This window comes from Cysteiniphilum litorale (assembly GCF_003428165.1).
Classification (GTDB): domain Bacteria; phylum Pseudomonadota; class Gammaproteobacteria; order Francisellales; family Francisellaceae; genus Caedibacter; species Caedibacter litoralis.
Window position 1 is genome coordinate 33,180 of the sequence record NZ_QLIQ01000012.1, and the last position, 16,107, is coordinate 49,286.

Sequence of the window (16,107 nt, forward strand, 5' to 3'; positions counted from 1 at the left end):
TAACCTTATTGAGCTGAAGCTAATCTAAATTGCGCCTGATCTTTTAATACAATCAATGGCTCTTCTTTACCATTAATTGCAGCCTCATCAATCACGACCTTCTCAACATTCTCAATTGATGGTGCTTCAAACATAATATTAAGTAGCGCATTTTCTAAAATTGATCTCAGTCCGCGCGCACCTGTTTTGCGCTTAACGGCTCTATGAGCTGCTGCTTTAATCGCTTCAGGCGTGAACTCAACATTCACTTCTTCAATTTCAAATAGCTTCGTATACTGCTTGATCAAAGCATTTTTCGGCTCAGTTAAGATCTTAACCAACGCTTCTTCATCCAACTCTTCCAAGATAGCCATTACTGGTAAACGACCAATCAACTCAGGAATCAAACCAAATTTAACCAAATCTTCTGGTTCAACTTGCTTAAGTAAACGGTTATGTGACGCTTGATCATTTTTACCGAAAACATCAGCACCAAAACCAATGCCTGACTTCTCAGTTCGTTGTTGAATAACTGATTCAATACCAGCAAATGCACCACCACAGATAAATAAAATATTCGTTGTATCAACCTGCTCTAAATCTTGATTAGGATGCTTTCTACCACCTTTTGGCGGAACAGAGGCAACGGTACCCTCAATTAACTTCAATAAAGCCTGCTGAACGCCTTCACCTGAGACATCACGTGTAATTGATGGATTTTCAGATTTGCGCGCAATTTTATCGATCTCATCGATATAAATAATGCCACGCTCCGCTTTTTTGACATCAAAATCAGCATTTTGCAAAAGCTTTTGAATCACATTTTCAACATCTTCACCGACGTAACCTGCTTCGGTTAAGGTCGTGGCATCAGCAATAGCAAAAGGGACATTAAGCATTTTTGCCAAGGTTTGTGCAAGCAAGGTTTTACCCGACCCTGTTGGTCCTAATAACAAAATATTGCTCTTTGATAACATCACATCATCATCTTGCTTTTGTTTGTTATAAATTCTTTTGTAATGGTTATATACCGCTACTGATAACACTTTCTTTGGCGCATCTTGACCGATGATATATTCATCAAGGTGTTTTTTAATATCAACAGGTTTAGGTAAACTTTGTTTGCCTTCAGCTGTTGATAAATCTGGTTCTTGTGTTGAAGCTTGTGAACCACCTGTTTTAATGATACCTTCACACAAGGTCACACACTCATTACAAATATAAACTGAAGGTCCTGCGATTAACTTACGCACTTCTTGTTGTGACTTTCCACAGAATGAACAATACAGCGTGCGACCACTGCCACTATCACCATCGCCACGTCTTTTTCTTGGCATATTTTCCTCTCTAAAAACAATCAAAATTATAAACGCCCATCGAGTTGCGGGCGATTATGCAGAAATTCAAGCTTTTATTTTTTATTTAGCACTTGGAATATGCGCTCTTGACTCAATCACCTGGTCGATTAAGCCATATTCTTTTGCTTCTTCCGCCATCATGAAATTATCACGATCCGTATCTTTCACCGTCTGCTCATAAGACTGACCGGTATGACGCGCTAGCACATGATTCAAGCGCTCTTTGATTCTTAGCATATTGCGTGCATGGATCTCAACATCAGATGCCTGACCTCTAAAACCACCTAACGGCTGATGAATCATAATTTGTGAGTGTGGCAGGCTATAGCGCTTGCCTTTTTCACCTGCTGCTAATAAAACAGCACCCATACTTGCTGCCAAACCAATACAAATCGTACTTACATTAGGCTTGATAAACTGCATCGTATCATAAACACCCATCCCTGCAGTGACTGAGCCACCTGGTGAGTTGATATAGAAATAAATATCTTTATCAGGATTTTCAGATTCTAAGAATAATAATTGAGCAATAACTAAATTAGCCGATGTATCATTGACTTCGCCATTTAAAAACACGATGCGTTCCTTTAATAAACGCGAATAAATATCATAAGAGCGCTCACCACGCGATGTTTGTTCAACAACCATAGGAACTAAATTATTTGTAATCATATTTTCACCTTATATCCATATTGCAAGTGCGTTTACACTGACAAGTTAATAACAAAAAAGCCACAAACGTGGCTCTTAGTTTAAGTTGATTATTTCATTTTCTCCAGTGCTTTACTGGCACAAATTGCGTTGTTTTAATTCATTGATTAAAACATGCCACCTTGTGGTAAAACTTTCTTGATTAAATCAAAGAAGTCTTCTGTTTTTTCAGTGGCTTGACCTTGCTCAACCACCCAATCAACTAGCTTATTTTCAACAACAACGTTTTTGATGTTCTCTAATTCTTTCTTATTATTTTTAACATGATCACGTACTTCTTGCGCATCTTCATAGACAGATGCCATCTCTTCGATTACAGCATCAATTCCTTCTTGATCAGCTTCAAGTTTTTGATCACGTACAATCGCTTGCAAAATCAAACCTAGCTTGACTGATTTCTCAGCTTTAGCTTTAAACAACTCATCTGGTAAGTCTTCAGCTTTCATTTTTGACTTAGCACCACCCATACGCTCAATAAGATCATGCTTAGAGCGATCGATCTCACGCTGAACTAGTGATTTAGGCACATCAAAGTCAATAATATCAACCAACTGATCAAACACTTGTGTTTTTACCGTTTTATTAATCGCGTTTTTTAGCTCACGCGCCATGTTTTGCTTGATCTCAGCATAAAACTCATCAACACCACCTTTGATACCAAACTGCTCAACGAACTTGTCATCAATCTCTGGCAATTCCGCTTCTTTGATGTTTTTAACGACGATATCAAACTGTGCTGCTTTACCTTTTAGCTCATCATTTTGATAATCTTCAGGGAAAGTCACATCAATGGTTTTTTCTTCATCTTTTTTCATGCCGATAATACCATCTTCAAATCCTGGTATCATTTGACCTGAACCAATCGTCACTTCAGAGGCGTTGGCTGAACCACCTTCAAACACTTCACCATCAACACGACCAACGAAGTCAATTGTGACACGGTCATCAGCTTTTACTTCACGCTCAACATCTTTCCACGTTGCAAGCTGCTTGCGAAGATTGCTGATCATTTTTTCCGTTTGCGCATCGCCTAGCTCAACCACTGGCTTTTCAACAGCAACTTTATCTAAATCTTTAACAACCACCTCAGGGAAAAGCTCAACATTAACATTAAACTTAAGCGCTTCGCCTTCTTTGTTATTTAAAATTTCAATCTCAACACCAGCTGCATTTAGCTTTTGCTCTTGTATTGCTTTGCTATATTTACTTGGTAAAACATCACCTAATACTTCAAAACGTACTTGCTCACCATATTTTTTCTTGATCATACCAGCAGGTACTTTACCCGGTCTAAAACCATCTACTTTTGCAGTTTTAGCGATACGCTGAATACGCTTTGATACCTCTGTATCAATTTCAGCTGCTGGCAGCTCAATATTTAAAACGCAATGAATGCCTTCTTTTTTTTCAACAGATACTTGCATTACTAATCCTTATTTGTACTCTTTAATATTTTCAAGGTTTAAAATTCAGGGTCAGAGTTTATATTTTGCCCGCTCAATTGTCTAGCGCTTTAATGCTCGAATTTAAAGCGCCCGCTTATTTTGTCATTAGAAGCGCTCGACTTTAGCTTAAGAATAGCTACAATAATTTGCATTAAATGCTTGTCATCAAAACAAAATAAGACAAGTACCCACCACAACAAAACAGATATCATGACACATAAAACTTACCAATGGTCTTACTCACCAGTTATTACGGTCTTTTTACTAGCACCCGTTGTATTTAGTTTTGCATTGGCATTAGATACCTATATGCCAGTCATTCCTGAAATGAAAGCCATTTTAAACACCTCTCAGGAAATGGTGCAATTAACCTTATCATTATTCTTTCTTGTTACTGGATTTGGTCAATTGATCTTAGGACCACTCTCAGACCAATTTGGGCGCTATAAAATACTCTTTATATCAGTGAGCTTATTTTTTATCGGCTCATTATTATGCGCACTATCAAACCATATTGGCTGGCTTATTGCTTTTCGTATTCTTCAGGGCTTTGGCGCTTGTGGCATGTCCGTGAGCGCGTTTGCGATTGTTCGCGATGCTTTCTCCGGCAAGAAAAGTGCGATGATTTATAGCTTTCTAAATGCCATGATTTCTATCTCGCCTATTTTGGGCCCCATTATCGGTGTGTTATTAACCGCTTATTTTCCATGGCACGCCGTGTTTTATTTTCTAGCGGGACTTGGTGCATTCACACTGACATTAACCATCTTGTTTGTCAAAGAAAGCTCACATCCTAATAATCGCAAACCTTTTAATTTAAGTCTATTTAGTCGTTATTTTAGCATTTGCAAGAGTCTCACCTTCTGGGCATATACCTTGCCTGCGATCGCGGGTGTTTCTGCTTTTTTCACACTTTTTTCAATGACACCCTACATCATTCAGACGCTTGGTGAGCCACGATCACAAATTGGCGTTTTCTTTGGCATGGCAGGTGGTGCTTTTTTAGTTGGCTCAATCATCTCTGGCGCAATTGTGCATAAACTAGGGGTTTTAAAGACATCTATTCTTGGATCCATATTGATATTATCTTCAGGCATTTTACTTATTGTGATTTATCAACTCTTTGGTTTAAGTCTTTGGGGATTCTTTGGTCCAAGCATGCTTGCAACTTTTGGCTGCGCATTAACCGCAGGCTCAGGTGCCAGTGGCGCGCTTGAGCCTTTTGGCGCCTACCCAGGAGCAGCATCAGCAATGTTTGGCGCACTTGAATTAGGTGGTAGTTCAGTTGTTGGCTCAGTGGCGACACTCTTTGCGATAAATACCTCTTACCCGCTGGCACTAACAATGCTCGCAACGTCAATCACTAGCTTAATCTTATTATCAGCTTTAACCCTTTCTTTAAATAGAAAAAATAAAAACACAGCAAAGACATAAAACATGAGTGACTTTGCCGCGCGTAAAATCATTCATATCGATATGGATTATTTTTTTGCACAAGTTGAGGAAAAAGACAATCCCTCCCTTCGTGATAAGCCTTTTGCTGTTGGAGGAAACAATATCAAGCGTGGTGTGCTGTGCACTTGCAATTATATTGCCCGAAGCTATGGTGTGCACTCTGCGATGCCTACACGTATTGCATTGCAAAAATGCCCCGAGTTAATTTTGCTGCCCACTGATTTTGATAAATATAAGCGTGTTTCAAATATTATTCACGATATTTTTAAAAGCATCAGTCCACTCGTTGAACCCTTATCATTGGATGAAGCCTACATTGATGTAACCAATATCAAAAGCCACGCCAATAGTGCGACATTAATGGCACAAGCTATTAAAGAAGAGATTCTGAAACAAACAGGGCTTACCGCCTCAGCCGGTGTCGCGCCAAACAAACTCTTAGCCAAAATCGCAAGTGACATCAACAAGCCCAATGGCTTATACGTTATTCGCCCCCAGGATGTAGATAAATTTACTCAAGATCTACCCGTTGGTATGCTTTTTGGTGTTGGCAGTGTGACGGAAAATAAAATGCAAAAAATGGGACTTAATACCTGCGCTGATTTACAAAAGCTTGATATCAAAGCACTTGAGCATCATTTCGGTAGGCTTGGCACGAATCTATATGACTATTGTCGCGGCATTGATCGACGTTTGGTAAACCCAAAACGCATCCGCAAGTCATTAGGCGTTGAGCACACCTATCAACACGATCTAACCACAAAAGATGACTGTCTAAAGGCATTAACACAATTGCATCAAGAGCTTTTAGCAAGACTCAAGCCTGAGCATACGCTATGTATTGAGGGTATTTTTATTAAAATTACTGATAACACATTTCATAAAACAAGCATTGAACGCCACACAGAAAGCAGTGAACTTAACCTCTATTTACTTCTTTTTGACAATCTATATCACAAGCAAAGCAACCCTATTCGTTTACTTGGTTTAGGTGTCAAACTCAGTGAACAACCTGTTAAACAAATTCCCTTGGCTTTGTGATAAGCTCTTGACTCGCTAAGAGCTGCTGAATATCATCAACAACACTTTAAGATCTCAACTCATGGAAATATCATGATTGTAAAACCTGAAATTATGCGTGGCGGATTAGTTAAGAACCCTCACCCAATAGGCTGTAAAGCGGTTGTTGAAAAACAAATTAATTATATGAAAAGCTTACCAAAGTTCTCTAATAAAAAGCGTGCACTAATTATTGGCGGCTCATCCGGCTATGGTCTTGCTTCACGCATTGCCCTTGCTTATGGTGCTGATGCTGATACGATTAGCGTATCATTTGAACCCGGCGTTAACGACAAACGCTTAGGCAGTGCTGGCTGGTGGAATAATATCTGGTTTAAAGAGCAAGCTGAAAAGGACGGACTCATTGCTAAAAACATTATTGGCGATGCTTTTTCTGATGAGGTGAGACAACAAACCATCGATATGATCAAAAAAGAATTTGACGGCAAGATTGATATATTAATCTACAGCCTTGCCTCACCAAGACGCACAGATCCAAAAACTGGTATTACACATAGCTCCGTATTGAAAAGTACTGTTGGTGAAATTGCCGCCCCTACCCTTGATCTGAATAAACAGATCATTGTTGATGGCAAGATGATGGCAGCAACAAAGCATGATATTGATGAAACAATTAAAGTCATGGGTGGTGAAGATTGGCAGCTTTGGATTGAGTCACTTAAAGAGGCAGGCGTTTTAGCCGATGGCTTTAAAACCACCGCTTATTCCTATGATGGTGCTGATGGCACTGATGCTATTTACAAAAAAGGCACGATTGGTGCTGCTAAGCGTCATTTAGAAAAGACTGCGTTAACGCTTAACAATGAATTACATGATTTGCAGGGTGAAGCATTTGTTACCGTTGCCAAAGCGTTAGTTACTAAGGCTAGCGCCTTTATCCCGCTATTCCCACTCTATGGTTGTGCACTTTTCAAGGTCATGAAAGAACTTGGCACACATGAGAACACTATCGAGCAAATCGATCGTTTTATGCGTGATATGCTGTATGGCAATAAGCGTATTACCGATGAGGTTGGGCGTGTGCGTCCTGATAACCTTGAAATGGATGACAACACGCAAATCTTGACTAATGCGATCATGTCAAAAATGACCTCTGAGAACTTTAAAGAGATCAGTGATTTTGCTGGTTTTTATCAAGATTTTTTAGAGCTCAATGGCTTTAATGTTGCGGGTGTCAATTATGATGCATCTATCGATATTGATACATTAAAATCAAAGCAACCTTAGCCATTTAATGTTTCTTGCGGTGGTTTTTGAATAATATAGCCAACACCACGCAATGTTTTAATATATTTGTTCTGGATTTTCTTACGCAAGTTATGAATGTGCACTTCTAAGGTGTTGGAATCAACTTCTTCATCCCAACCATAGAGTTTCTCAAGCAGCTTTGTTTTAGAAACCACTTTACCAATGTTCTCTAATAAACACTCCAATAGCGCAAATTCGCGCCGAGATAGTTTAACAAACTCGCCATTAATTGTTAGCGTTTGTGCCGCAGGGTCTAGCTCAAGTGCTTCAAACTTAATCTTAGGTTCACTGCGACCAACAGAGCGCCTCACCAATGCACGCATTCTTGCCAAAAGCTCAGATAAATCAAAGGGCTTTGTCAAATAATCATCCGCTCCTGAATCCAGCCCACGCACCCGATCATCAATTGCATCACGCGCTGTTAATAACAGCACAGGAACCGCATTACCTTTCGCGCGAATACTCTTAACAATGGCAATACCATCCTTATGCGGCAAACCAATATCCATGACTACGGCATCATAAGGTTCAGTATCCAAGGCAAGCTCAGCCATTTTGCCATCACGCATCAAATCAACGGCATAATTATGCTGCCTTAAGCCCTCAACAATACCATCACCTAACATTTCATCATCTTCAACGACTAATATTCGCATGAAATATTCACTTATATTTACTCGACAATGCTTGAAATAGTAGCATTATCAATGCCAAAGGTTGATATGTTTCGCCAACTTTTCATCAATTTAGATATTCTAAACAACCATCTAAACTAAATGGATTTAAGGTTTAATTGAGCTGTAATATAATCTCAGCATCAATAACAAAAAGGATGTATATATGCATAGAATTTTCAATTATTCATCCATCATCAAAATGCTTATTGCGGTTTTGCCTGCTGCTATTTTAAGTTATCTGCTTTCACAACCTATTTATCTATTGTGTGGTTTATATGCTGCTGCAGTGATTATTCCTTTTTGTGATCATTCCAGTAAGCGCATTGCTTTAGCTATGCTTATTTTTTTATTTGTCATCACCTTTGTTTTAGTCAAACTGCTGATGCATAGTGATTTTTATTTTATCAGTATCGTCTCCATCATTGCGATTATGATTGGCATTGTTGAAACCTATAATCCAAGCTTTAAATCCATGGGCGCTTATTTATTTATCGGCATTATCTATACTGCCTTTGAAACAAGAACATATGGTGAGCTTGTCACTTTTACGATCATCGCTAAGCTTTTTGGCATTAGTCTTTTGAGTGTTGTTATTGTTTTCCTTATTAGCCTACGAACAAAAGTAACCAAAGGCTATCAAAACTTTACATTACAGCTACAGTCACAACACAGCATTCATTATTGTGTTTATTTCCTGCCGCTTTTGATCAGCATGCTTGTTTGGCATTTTTCGCAACTAGCTGAACCGCAATGGTTGCTATGGTCATCACTATCCGTCGCCAGTCTGAGCTTTAAAAAAGCACGAGATAAAATTCAAAAACGCATCACTGGCGCATGTATTGGCTTATCATTAGGGATCATCGTCACACTGCTGTTTAACCTTAATAGCCCATTGATTTTTAACTTGAGCTTTATCGGTATTATTTTCAGTTTACGAGGCATTAACAACTATACTGCATCCTTTGCAACACGTTGTTTTTTTATTGTCACTTTTGCCGGTGCACATTACTTATACACCAGCAGTGATCGAATCATTGATGTGTTTATTGGCGGCTTGATCGGTTTGATAAGCAGCGCTGTTTTAAGCTACCTCAATTCCCGGCAAAAAACTCTTTAACATTGTCAAACCAGGATTTTGATTTTGGTGAATGTGTTTGATGCTCACCAATTGAATCACCAAATGCCTCTAATAGCTCGCGCTGCTTGCTATTCAAATTAATCGGTGTCTCCACGGTGACTTTACACATCAAATCACCCATGCTATTACCACGCAAGGCTTTAACACCCTTGCCTCTTAATCTAAACATTTTGCCTGTTTGTGTTTCAGCTGGAATCTTAAGTTTGACTTTACCATCAATCGTTGGCACATCAAGCTCGCCACCTAGGCACGCGGTCATAATGCTAATTGGTACTTCACAATATAGATCCGAACCATTACGCTCAAAAATCGCATGCTGTTTAACATGTACTTGGACGTACAGATCCCCCGCTGGCGCGCCATTTTCACCGGCTTCACCCTCGCCTGATAGTCGGATTCTATCACCGGTATCAACACCTGCTGGAATTTTGACAGAAAGTGATTTGACATCCTGCTTGCGTCCTTGACCATGGCAAGCACGACATGGATCTTTAATGGTATGTCCGCTACCATGACATGTTGGACAGGTTTGTTCCACGGAGAAGAAACCTTGTGACATACGCACAGCACCCGCGCCATGGCATGTACCACAGGCTTGCTTACCAGAACCTCCTGAGCCATGACAGCTATCACATGAAACATAGGTTGGCACTTTGATCTTCTTGGTTGTACCATGTACGGCTTCTTCAAGCGTGATTTCTAGATTATATTGTAAATCATTACCACGCCTGCTTTGCGCACGTGACGAGCGCCCTGACGATCTTTGACCGCCACCACCGCCAAATATATCACCAAATATATCACCAAATATATCGCCAAAGCCTTGTTGTCCGCCACCAAAGCCGCCATGTCCACCACCTTGATTGACACCCGCATGACCAAATTGATCATAGGCAGCACGCTTTTGTGCATCACTTAAAATTTCATAAGCTTCAGATGCTTCCTTAAATTTGGCTTCGGCATCCTTATCATTAGGGTTTCTATCTGGGTGATATTTCATCGCCAATTTACGATATGAACGCTTAAGCTCTTGCTCTGTTGCGCTTTTGGATACCCCTAATATTTCATAATAATCTCTAGGCATAGTACTACCATTATTCTAGTTCAATTCAAAACGATATAAAAAATGCGGGACATGCCCGCATTTTTCAAGTTAAAAGTTATAGTTTCTTGAGATTAACTATTTTTTGTCGTCATCTTTAACTTCTTCAAACTCAGCATCAACCACATTATCATCTGCTTTTTGCTGTTTTGGTTCTTCAGATGAAGCACCTGCTTCAGCATTCGCTTGACCTTGTGCTTGCTCATAGGCTTTTTGTGCAATCGGTGCAAACGCTTCTTCTAATGCTTTAGTTTTTGCTTCGATATTATCTTTATTATCTGTCTTTAACACAGCCTCTAAATCAGTACATGCCGCCTCAACTTTTGCTTTTTCATCTTCAGAGACTTTGCCTTCTAAGTCTTTTAATGACTTACGCGCACTATGTAATAAATTATCACCTGTGTTACGTGCTGAAACTAGCTCATGGAATTTCTTATCTGTTTCAGCATTGGCTTCAGCATCTTGAACCATATTGTTAATATCATCTTCAGATAAACCGCTTGATGCTTTAATCACAATATTTTGCTCTTTGCCAGTTGCTTTATCTTTTGCTGATACATTCAAAATACCATTGGCATCAATATCAAAAGTTACTTCAATTTGTGGCATACCACGTTGTGCTGGTGGAATGTCTGATAAGTCGAAGCGACCCAGTGATTTATTTGCAGACGCCATTTCACGCTCACCTTGCAATACATGAATTGTCACCGCTGGCTGATTATCTTCTGCTGTTGAGAAAACTTGTGATTTTTTTGTTGGAATCGTCGTGTTACGCTCGATCAACTTAGTCATCACACCGCCCATTGTTTCAATACCAAGCGATAATGGCGTTACATCAAGAAGCAATACATCTTTCACATCACCGGCTAATACACCACCTTGAATGGCAGCACCCATTGCAACCGCTTCATCAGGGTTTACATCACGACGTGGCTCTTTACCAAAGAATGCTTTCACTTCTTCTTGTACTTTAGGCATACGTGTCTGACCACCAACCAATAATACATCAGTGATTTCAGAGACTTTAAGACCCGCATCTTGTAATGCTTTTTTGCATGGCTCAATTGAGCGCTTAACTAGATCTTCAACCAATGATTCAAATTTAGCACGCGTTACTTTGATATTTAAATGTTTAGGACCTGTCGCATCCGCTGTGATATATGGCAAGTTAACATCTGTTTGTTGCGCAGATGATAATTCAATCTTCGCTTTTTCAGCTGCTTCACGTAAACGCTGAAGCGCCAAAGTATCATTATGTAGATCAATACCACTGTCTTTCTTGAACTCATCAATTAAATAGTTCATTAATGCGACGTCAAAATCTTCACCACCTAGGAAAGTATCACCATTAGTTGCTAATACCTCGATTTGGCTATCGCCATCAACGTTAGCAATCTCAATGATAGATACGTCAAATGTACCACCACCTAAGTCATAAACAGCAATCGTCTGATCTGCTTTTTGCTTATCCATACCATAAGCAAGTGCCGCTGCTGTTGGCTCATTAATAATACGCTTAACATCTAAGCCAGCAATGCGACCTGCATCTTTTGTTGCTTGGCGCTGCGCATCGTTAAAGTAAGCAGGAACAGTGATTACCGCTTCTGTTACCGTTTCACCTAAAAAATCTTCTGCGGTTTTTTTCATTTTACGCAATACTTCAGCAGATACCTGCGGTGGCGCCATCTTTTTATCTTTTAGTACTTCAACCCAAGCATCACCATTGTCTGCTTTGATTACTTTATAAGGTACCTTTTTAACGATGTCTTCTTGAACCACTTTCTCGTCAAACTTGCGTCCAATTAAACGCTTAACAGCAAATAGTGTATTGTGTGGATTCGTTACTGCTTGGCGCTTAGCCGCTTGCCCTACTAAAATCTCACCACCTTCAGTGTATGCTACGATTGAAGGCGTTGTACGTGCACCCTCTGCATTTTCGATAACACGAGCTGTTTTACCATCCATTACCGCAACACAAGAGTTGGTTGTACCTAAATCTATACCAATAATTTTACCCATTATGATCTCCTTTTATTTCAACGCTCAAAAATATGTTGACGCGTTTTTATTTTTCAAGTTTTTATTTGTTTTTATTTTGTTTGTTTCTTAAGTTTTCCACTTTTTGCACTTAACAATGAAGAAATGAGTTGCTCCATTTCTCACCTCTCCCCCTGCGGGAGAGGTCGTGCAGCTTATGCTGCGCGGGTGAGGGGAATCATTAAAACTCAACTTAATTCCTATTGATTACTTGCAATACGCCCCTACATTTATAACATTGCAACATGCTTACGACAGATATAAAAGCTCTAGTTTTTAACCACTAAAACGCGTGCTGGACGAATAACACGATTATTAAGCTCATATCCCTTTTGAAAGACATTCATCACCATGTTGTCATCCATCTCAGGATTAGGTGACATTGCCATCGCTTCATGTTTATTTGGATCAAATACTTCACCCTCTGGATCAAGCTGTGTCACACCAAATTTCTCAAGTGTGTCGACCAACATCTTCATCGTTAAGATCACACCTTCAGACATTGCTTTAGCTTCCTCAGACTCAGCTGAAACCTCAGTCGCCTTCTCCATACTATCAAGCACAGGTAATAATGCATTCGCGAATTTTTCCAAAGCAAATTTATGTGCATTCTCAACATCTTTCTGGGCACGACGTCGAATATTCTCCATCTCGGCATGGGCACGTAATACTTTATCATCAGCAGTAGCAACGGTGTCTTGCATATTGTCAATTGTTGTTTTGAGGGATTCATTTTCTTTGCGAAGTGCAATAACCTCGTCAATCATATCTTGAGATTCAGCAGCCTCCTGATCAGCAGCTTCCCCTGCCATCAACTTAAAATCTTCTTCGTGCTGTTTTGGATGTTTATGTGACATTGATACACCTTAAATTATTTTTTAAGTTTTTTATTACGGCGTAACAATTGCGGGCGCTTTTGCGCTTTTCAAGAAATTATTTTAATAAATTATCATCTAGCTATTACTAGAAGACATCCCTATCCTGATTTATCCATTGTGCTCTTGCTAGGGAAAGCTTAATTTGTCTCTTGCGTTAAAACGTTATTATTGATGACAAATTTGCCATTAACTACCGCACTTACTGGCGTGTTATTTTGATACTGCCAATACGCTTGCATTTGTGTGCCATTTGGAGCATTTGTTACCACCAAGGTGCACAACCCATCCTTCTGAGAATTATTAACTAGCTTGTATATAGGGTTGCCTGATTGACTTACGTTTGACAACGAACAAAAAGATTGGCTTCCTAGCGATAAAGCCAGCTGCGCTGTCGTATTGTCTAGCGCAAAATACATTGGAGTATTTGCTTGTTCTAAGTTGATATAAGGTTTTACAGTTAGATTATTACCACCTTCAATGCTAAACCGCGTATCAATTAATTCATATTTAATACTCATGCTTTGCTCAACACCATTTATCGTAATTGTGCTTGTGTATGACTGTGTAGATATGCCTTCGTTAGGAATATTATTTCGTGTAATTTGCAATTGACACTCATCACCTTGTGCCTGCAATTCAGTACCACAATTACCATTACTAATTGTAAAATGCTGCGTAAAGTCGGAGCCTGCTAAGGTTTTGATACTTGATATCACTTGCGCAATATTTACAGGCTGATAATTAACACCAACCTTTGACACATCAGATGAGGTTTGCAGACTAATTTGTCCTGATTCATCAGGTGCCAAGGCTGCATCTAGATTTACGCTTAGAGGAGTAACAGAAGCCGCAGAACCACCAGTGCCAGCATCAGAGCCGCCACCACCGCCACAAGCAGTTAGTGTCAAGGCTGCAATAGATATACTTAATAATGAAAATGCCTTAAGAATCGTTTTTTTATGGAATGTCATAAATACGTTTACTTCCTATTTTATTTGATTATCGGAGGGGGGGGGGGTGAAAACAATTTGTATTATTTTCGCGCAACAAATTAACGCATAAAACATATCCAGTCAAATAAAATTTAAATAAATTTTGAGCAAAAACATTATTTTTAATCGCAATATAACTTCACTTAGTTTTGTTACTGCAGAGATCAATCAACACGTATAGTTGTAGTTGCATGATATTTGATATATCTATTGTCCTTTGCTATACCTAGCAATGATCAACTAACCCAAAGGAATATATCTATGGCTATAACAACAAAATTCACCCCTTTATCACTGATTTGCTTAGCCTTTATCCAAACAAGTCATGCTCACGCAGACCAGCAAGGAGGCATCGTAAGTTTATGTGCCGACAATCAAGTCTCGATTTGGAAAAGTACAACGCTTGACCCAGGGAATGCTAAAAATGGTAGCATTAGCTTTGATGTCTCACAGGCGACACTCTATCTTGATATTAGCCAGTCCAAAGCAATTATGGAAAGCATTCACTCAAATGCCATAGAAGGTGTTTATAACAATGGTCAAGAAGACTGTAATAGTGGAAAAATTTGTTTTCAAAGTGCCAAGGATGATGGTCATGATGGCAGGCAGTTCATTTCATCTGATTTCTCAATGACATTTAGTGCTACTATCGTATACACCCCTTTGAGTATTACTTTGGATAACCCAAAAGGTACAATTATACTCACGCCATATACAGTGAATAGTTCCACCTACCCACGAATTTTACAAGCGAACGCTAAACAAAAAAGTACTCCAAGCCAAAATGAAAACTCCAATGATTTCCCTTTTGTATACTGGCAATTTGAAGGTTGTAGTAATGCATTGATAACACAATAAAGCACACCACCCCCAACATCAACTAATTTGAAATCGGCAATAGCTTCCAGCGCACTTTCCGTTTACCATGTTGTCGTTTGATTGTTTGATATTATGGAGCAAAAAAGATGGCACAAAATCATCATAAACTTATTATTTTGGGATCCGGTCCTGCGGGCTATACAGCAGCTATTTATGCCGCACGCGCTAATTTAAACCCAGTGATTATTACTGGTATGCAACCTGGTGGGCAATTAACCACAACAACTGACGTTGATAATTGGCCAGGTGAGGAAAATGGTATTCAAGGACCTGAGCTGATGCAAAAATTGCAAGCCCAAGCTGAGCGCTTTAGCACTCAGATGATTTATGATCATATCAATCAAGTTGATCTTAATAACCGTCCTTTCAAATTAATTGGGGATAATGATCAATACAGCTGTGATGCCTTGATTATTGCCACAGGGGCAAGTGCAAAATACTTAGGTCTTCCCTCTGAAGAGGCGTTTATGGGCAAAGGCGTTTCGGCGTGCGCCACATGTGATGGCTTTTTCTATCGCGGCAAAGATGTCGCAGTTATTGGAGGAGGTAACACAGCTGTTGAGGAAGCGCTTTATTTATCGAATATCGCTAAAACTGTGACATTAATTCATCGCCGTGATGAGTTACGAGCGGAGAAAATTTTGATTGATCAACTAATGAAAAAATCAAAAGAAGGCAACATTCGTTTTGAATGGTTTCACACCCTTGATGAAGTCTTAGGTAATGATGCTGGTGTCACTGGTGTACGTATCAAAGATGTCAAATCAAATACTACCAAAGAGCTTGCCGTTGATGGCGTATTTATCGCCATTGGTCACACGCCAAACACACAGATCTTCAACGATCAACTTCAAATGGAAAATGGCTATATTACGGTTAAATCCGGTCTTGCTGGCAATGCCACGCAAACATCTATCGAAGGCGTTTACGCTGCAGGAGATGTGATGGATCATGTGTATAAACAAGCGGTTACTTCAGCTGGCACGGGGTGCATGGCAGCACTTGATGCTGAGAAATATCTTGATGCGCTGAAGTAAGTCATAATGCAGAAATAATAAGTTGAACTTCAATCACCCCTCACCCGCGCAGCTTAAGCTGCACGAGCAATCCCACAAGGGGAGAGGTACT

General features: G+C 39.6%; 14 protein-coding genes. 6 read left to right on the forward strand and 8 right to left on the reverse strand.

What is annotated here, in order from left to right; all coding sequences use genetic code 11:
• Nucleotides 1–5 precede the first annotated feature (5 nt).
• From clpX to tig, 3 genes are all read right to left on the reverse strand, one after another.
• Complete coding sequence (gene clpX, locus DNJ75_RS06655; protein ID WP_117002510.1) at nt 6–1,316, reverse strand: ATP-dependent Clp protease ATP-binding subunit ClpX; 1,311 nt, start codon at nt 1,314–1,316, stop codon at nt 6–8.
• 81 nt (nt 1,317–1,397) lie between these two features.
• A complete protein-coding gene (gene clpP / locus DNJ75_RS06660) occupies nt 1,398–2,009 on the reverse strand; it encodes an ATP-dependent Clp endopeptidase proteolytic subunit ClpP (RefSeq protein ID WP_117002513.1) in 612 nt (203 codons plus the stop codon).
• Nucleotides 2,010–2,155: 146 nt separating this feature from the next.
• Nucleotides 2,156–3,472 carry a trigger factor gene (tig, locus tag DNJ75_RS06665; RefSeq protein ID WP_117002516.1) on the reverse strand — a complete coding sequence of 439 codons (1,317 nt, stop codon included), beginning with the start codon at nt 3,470–3,472 and terminating at the stop codon, nt 2,156–2,158.
• Nucleotides 3,473–3,703: 231 nt separating this feature from the next.
• On the opposite strand from tig, the gene DNJ75_RS06670 reads away from it, so the two are divergent.
• The 3 genes from DNJ75_RS06670 (at nt 3,704) to fabV (ending at nt 7,255) form a co-directional block, all read left to right on the forward strand.
• Complete coding sequence (locus tag DNJ75_RS06670; protein WP_117002518.1) at nt 3,704–4,927, forward strand: multidrug effflux MFS transporter; 1,224 nt, start codon at nt 3,704–3,706, stop codon at nt 4,925–4,927.
• A gap of 3 nt (nt 4,928–4,930) precedes the next feature.
• The gene (gene dinB / locus DNJ75_RS06675) at nt 4,931–5,989 is read left to right on the forward strand and encodes a DNA polymerase IV (RefSeq protein WP_117002520.1); all 1,059 of its coding nucleotides are present in this window, start codon (nt 4,931–4,933) and stop codon (nt 5,987–5,989) included.
• Nucleotides 5,990–6,061: 72 nt separating this feature from the next.
• Nucleotides 6,062–7,255, forward strand: a complete 1,194-nt coding sequence (gene fabV, locus DNJ75_RS06680) for an enoyl-ACP reductase FabV (protein WP_117002522.1) — start codon at nt 6,062–6,064, stop codon at nt 7,253–7,255.
• Here the strand turns inward: fabV and DNJ75_RS06685 are convergent.
• The gene (locus DNJ75_RS06685) at nt 7,252–7,932 is read right to left on the reverse strand and encodes a response regulator (protein WP_117002524.1); all 681 of its coding nucleotides are present in this window, start codon (nt 7,930–7,932) and stop codon (nt 7,252–7,254) included. The two genes, fabV and DNJ75_RS06685, sit on opposite strands and share 4 nt — an antisense overlap.
• A 184-nt stretch (nt 7,933–8,116) precedes the next feature.
• On the opposite strand from DNJ75_RS06685, the gene DNJ75_RS06690 reads away from it, so the two are divergent.
• The gene (locus tag DNJ75_RS06690; RefSeq protein WP_117002526.1) at nt 8,117–9,070 is read left to right on the forward strand and encodes an FUSC family protein; all 954 of its coding nucleotides are present in this window, start codon (nt 8,117–8,119) and stop codon (nt 9,068–9,070) included.
• Here DNJ75_RS06690 and dnaJ read toward each other — a convergent pair.
• The 4 genes from dnaJ to DNJ75_RS06710 all read right to left on the reverse strand — a co-directional run bounded on the left by dnaJ (nt 9,045) and on the right by DNJ75_RS06710 (nt 14,079).
• Nucleotides 9,045–10,175: a molecular chaperone DnaJ gene (gene dnaJ, locus DNJ75_RS06695; RefSeq protein WP_117002528.1), complete on the reverse strand. Its 1,131-nt coding sequence runs from the start codon at nt 10,173–10,175 to the stop codon at nt 9,045–9,047. The genes DNJ75_RS06690 and dnaJ overlap by 26 nt on opposite strands.
• A 96-nt stretch (nt 10,176–10,271) precedes the next feature.
• A complete protein-coding gene (gene dnaK / locus DNJ75_RS06700) occupies nt 10,272–12,212 on the reverse strand; it encodes a molecular chaperone DnaK (protein WP_117002531.1) in 1,941 nt (646 codons plus the stop codon).
• A 287-nt stretch (nt 12,213–12,499) separates the two neighbouring features.
• Nucleotides 12,500–13,087, reverse strand: coding sequence for a nucleotide exchange factor GrpE (gene grpE / locus DNJ75_RS06705; protein WP_117002532.1), 588 nt, complete (start codon nt 13,085–13,087; stop codon nt 12,500–12,502).
• A gap of 158 nt (nt 13,088–13,245) precedes the next feature.
• On the reverse strand, nt 13,246–14,079 hold the full coding sequence (locus DNJ75_RS06710) for a hypothetical protein (protein WP_117002535.1): 834 nt from the start codon (nt 14,077–14,079) through the stop codon (nt 13,246–13,248).
• 282 nt (nt 14,080–14,361) lie between these two features.
• On the opposite strand from DNJ75_RS06710, the gene DNJ75_RS06715 reads away from it, so the two are divergent.
• Nucleotides 14,362–14,958, forward strand: coding sequence for a hypothetical protein (locus tag DNJ75_RS06715; RefSeq protein ID WP_117002537.1), 597 nt, complete (start codon nt 14,362–14,364; stop codon nt 14,956–14,958).
• Nucleotides 14,959–15,065: 107 nt separating this feature from the next.
• On the forward strand, nt 15,066–16,016 hold the full coding sequence (gene trxB / locus DNJ75_RS06720) for a thioredoxin-disulfide reductase (protein WP_117002539.1): 951 nt from the start codon (nt 15,066–15,068) through the stop codon (nt 16,014–16,016).
• Nucleotides 16,017–16,107: the final 91 nt, after the last annotated feature.

What these genes read in the sequence shown, in the direction of transcription:
- tig (WP_117002516.1), bottom strand. Translation starts at nt 3,472, where the DNA reads ATGCAAGTATCTGTTGAAAAAAAAGAAGGCATTCATTGCGTTTTAAAT.
- fabV (WP_117002522.1), top strand. Translation starts at nt 6,062, where the DNA reads ATGATTGTAAAACCTGAAATTATGCGTGGCGGATTAGTTAAGAACCCT.
- trxB (WP_117002539.1), top strand. Translation starts at nt 15,066, where the DNA reads ATGGCACAAAATCATCATAAACTTATTATTTTGGGATCCGGTCCTGCG.
- dnaJ (WP_117002528.1), bottom strand. Translation starts at nt 10,175, where the DNA reads ATGCCTAGAGATTATTATGAAATATTAGGGGTATCCAAAAGCGCAACA.
- DNJ75_RS06710 (WP_117002535.1), bottom strand. Translation starts at nt 14,079, where the DNA reads ATGACATTCCATAAAAAAACGATTCTTAAGGCATTTTCATTATTAAGT.
- clpX (WP_117002510.1), bottom strand. Translation starts at nt 1,316, where the DNA reads ATGCCAAGAAAAAGACGTGGCGATGGTGATAGTGGCAGTGGTCGCACG.
- clpP (WP_117002513.1), bottom strand. Translation starts at nt 2,009, where the DNA reads ATGATTACAAATAATTTAGTTCCTATGGTTGTTGAACAAACATCGCGT.
- DNJ75_RS06685 (WP_117002524.1), bottom strand. Translation starts at nt 7,932, where the DNA reads ATGCGAATATTAGTCGTTGAAGATGATGAAATGTTAGGTGATGGTATT.
- dinB (WP_117002520.1), top strand. Translation starts at nt 4,931, where the DNA reads ATGAGTGACTTTGCCGCGCGTAAAATCATTCATATCGATATGGATTAT.
- grpE (WP_117002532.1), bottom strand. Translation starts at nt 13,087, where the DNA reads ATGTCACATAAACATCCAAAACAGCACGAAGAAGATTTTAAGTTGATG.
- DNJ75_RS06690 (WP_117002526.1), top strand. Translation starts at nt 8,117, where the DNA reads ATGCATAGAATTTTCAATTATTCATCCATCATCAAAATGCTTATTGCG.
- dnaK (WP_117002531.1), bottom strand. Translation starts at nt 12,212, where the DNA reads ATGGGTAAAATTATTGGTATAGATTTAGGTACAACCAACTCTTGTGTT.
- DNJ75_RS06715 (WP_117002537.1), top strand. Translation starts at nt 14,362, where the DNA reads ATGGCTATAACAACAAAATTCACCCCTTTATCACTGATTTGCTTAGCC.
- DNJ75_RS06670 (WP_117002518.1), top strand. Translation starts at nt 3,704, where the DNA reads ATGACACATAAAACTTACCAATGGTCTTACTCACCAGTTATTACGGTC.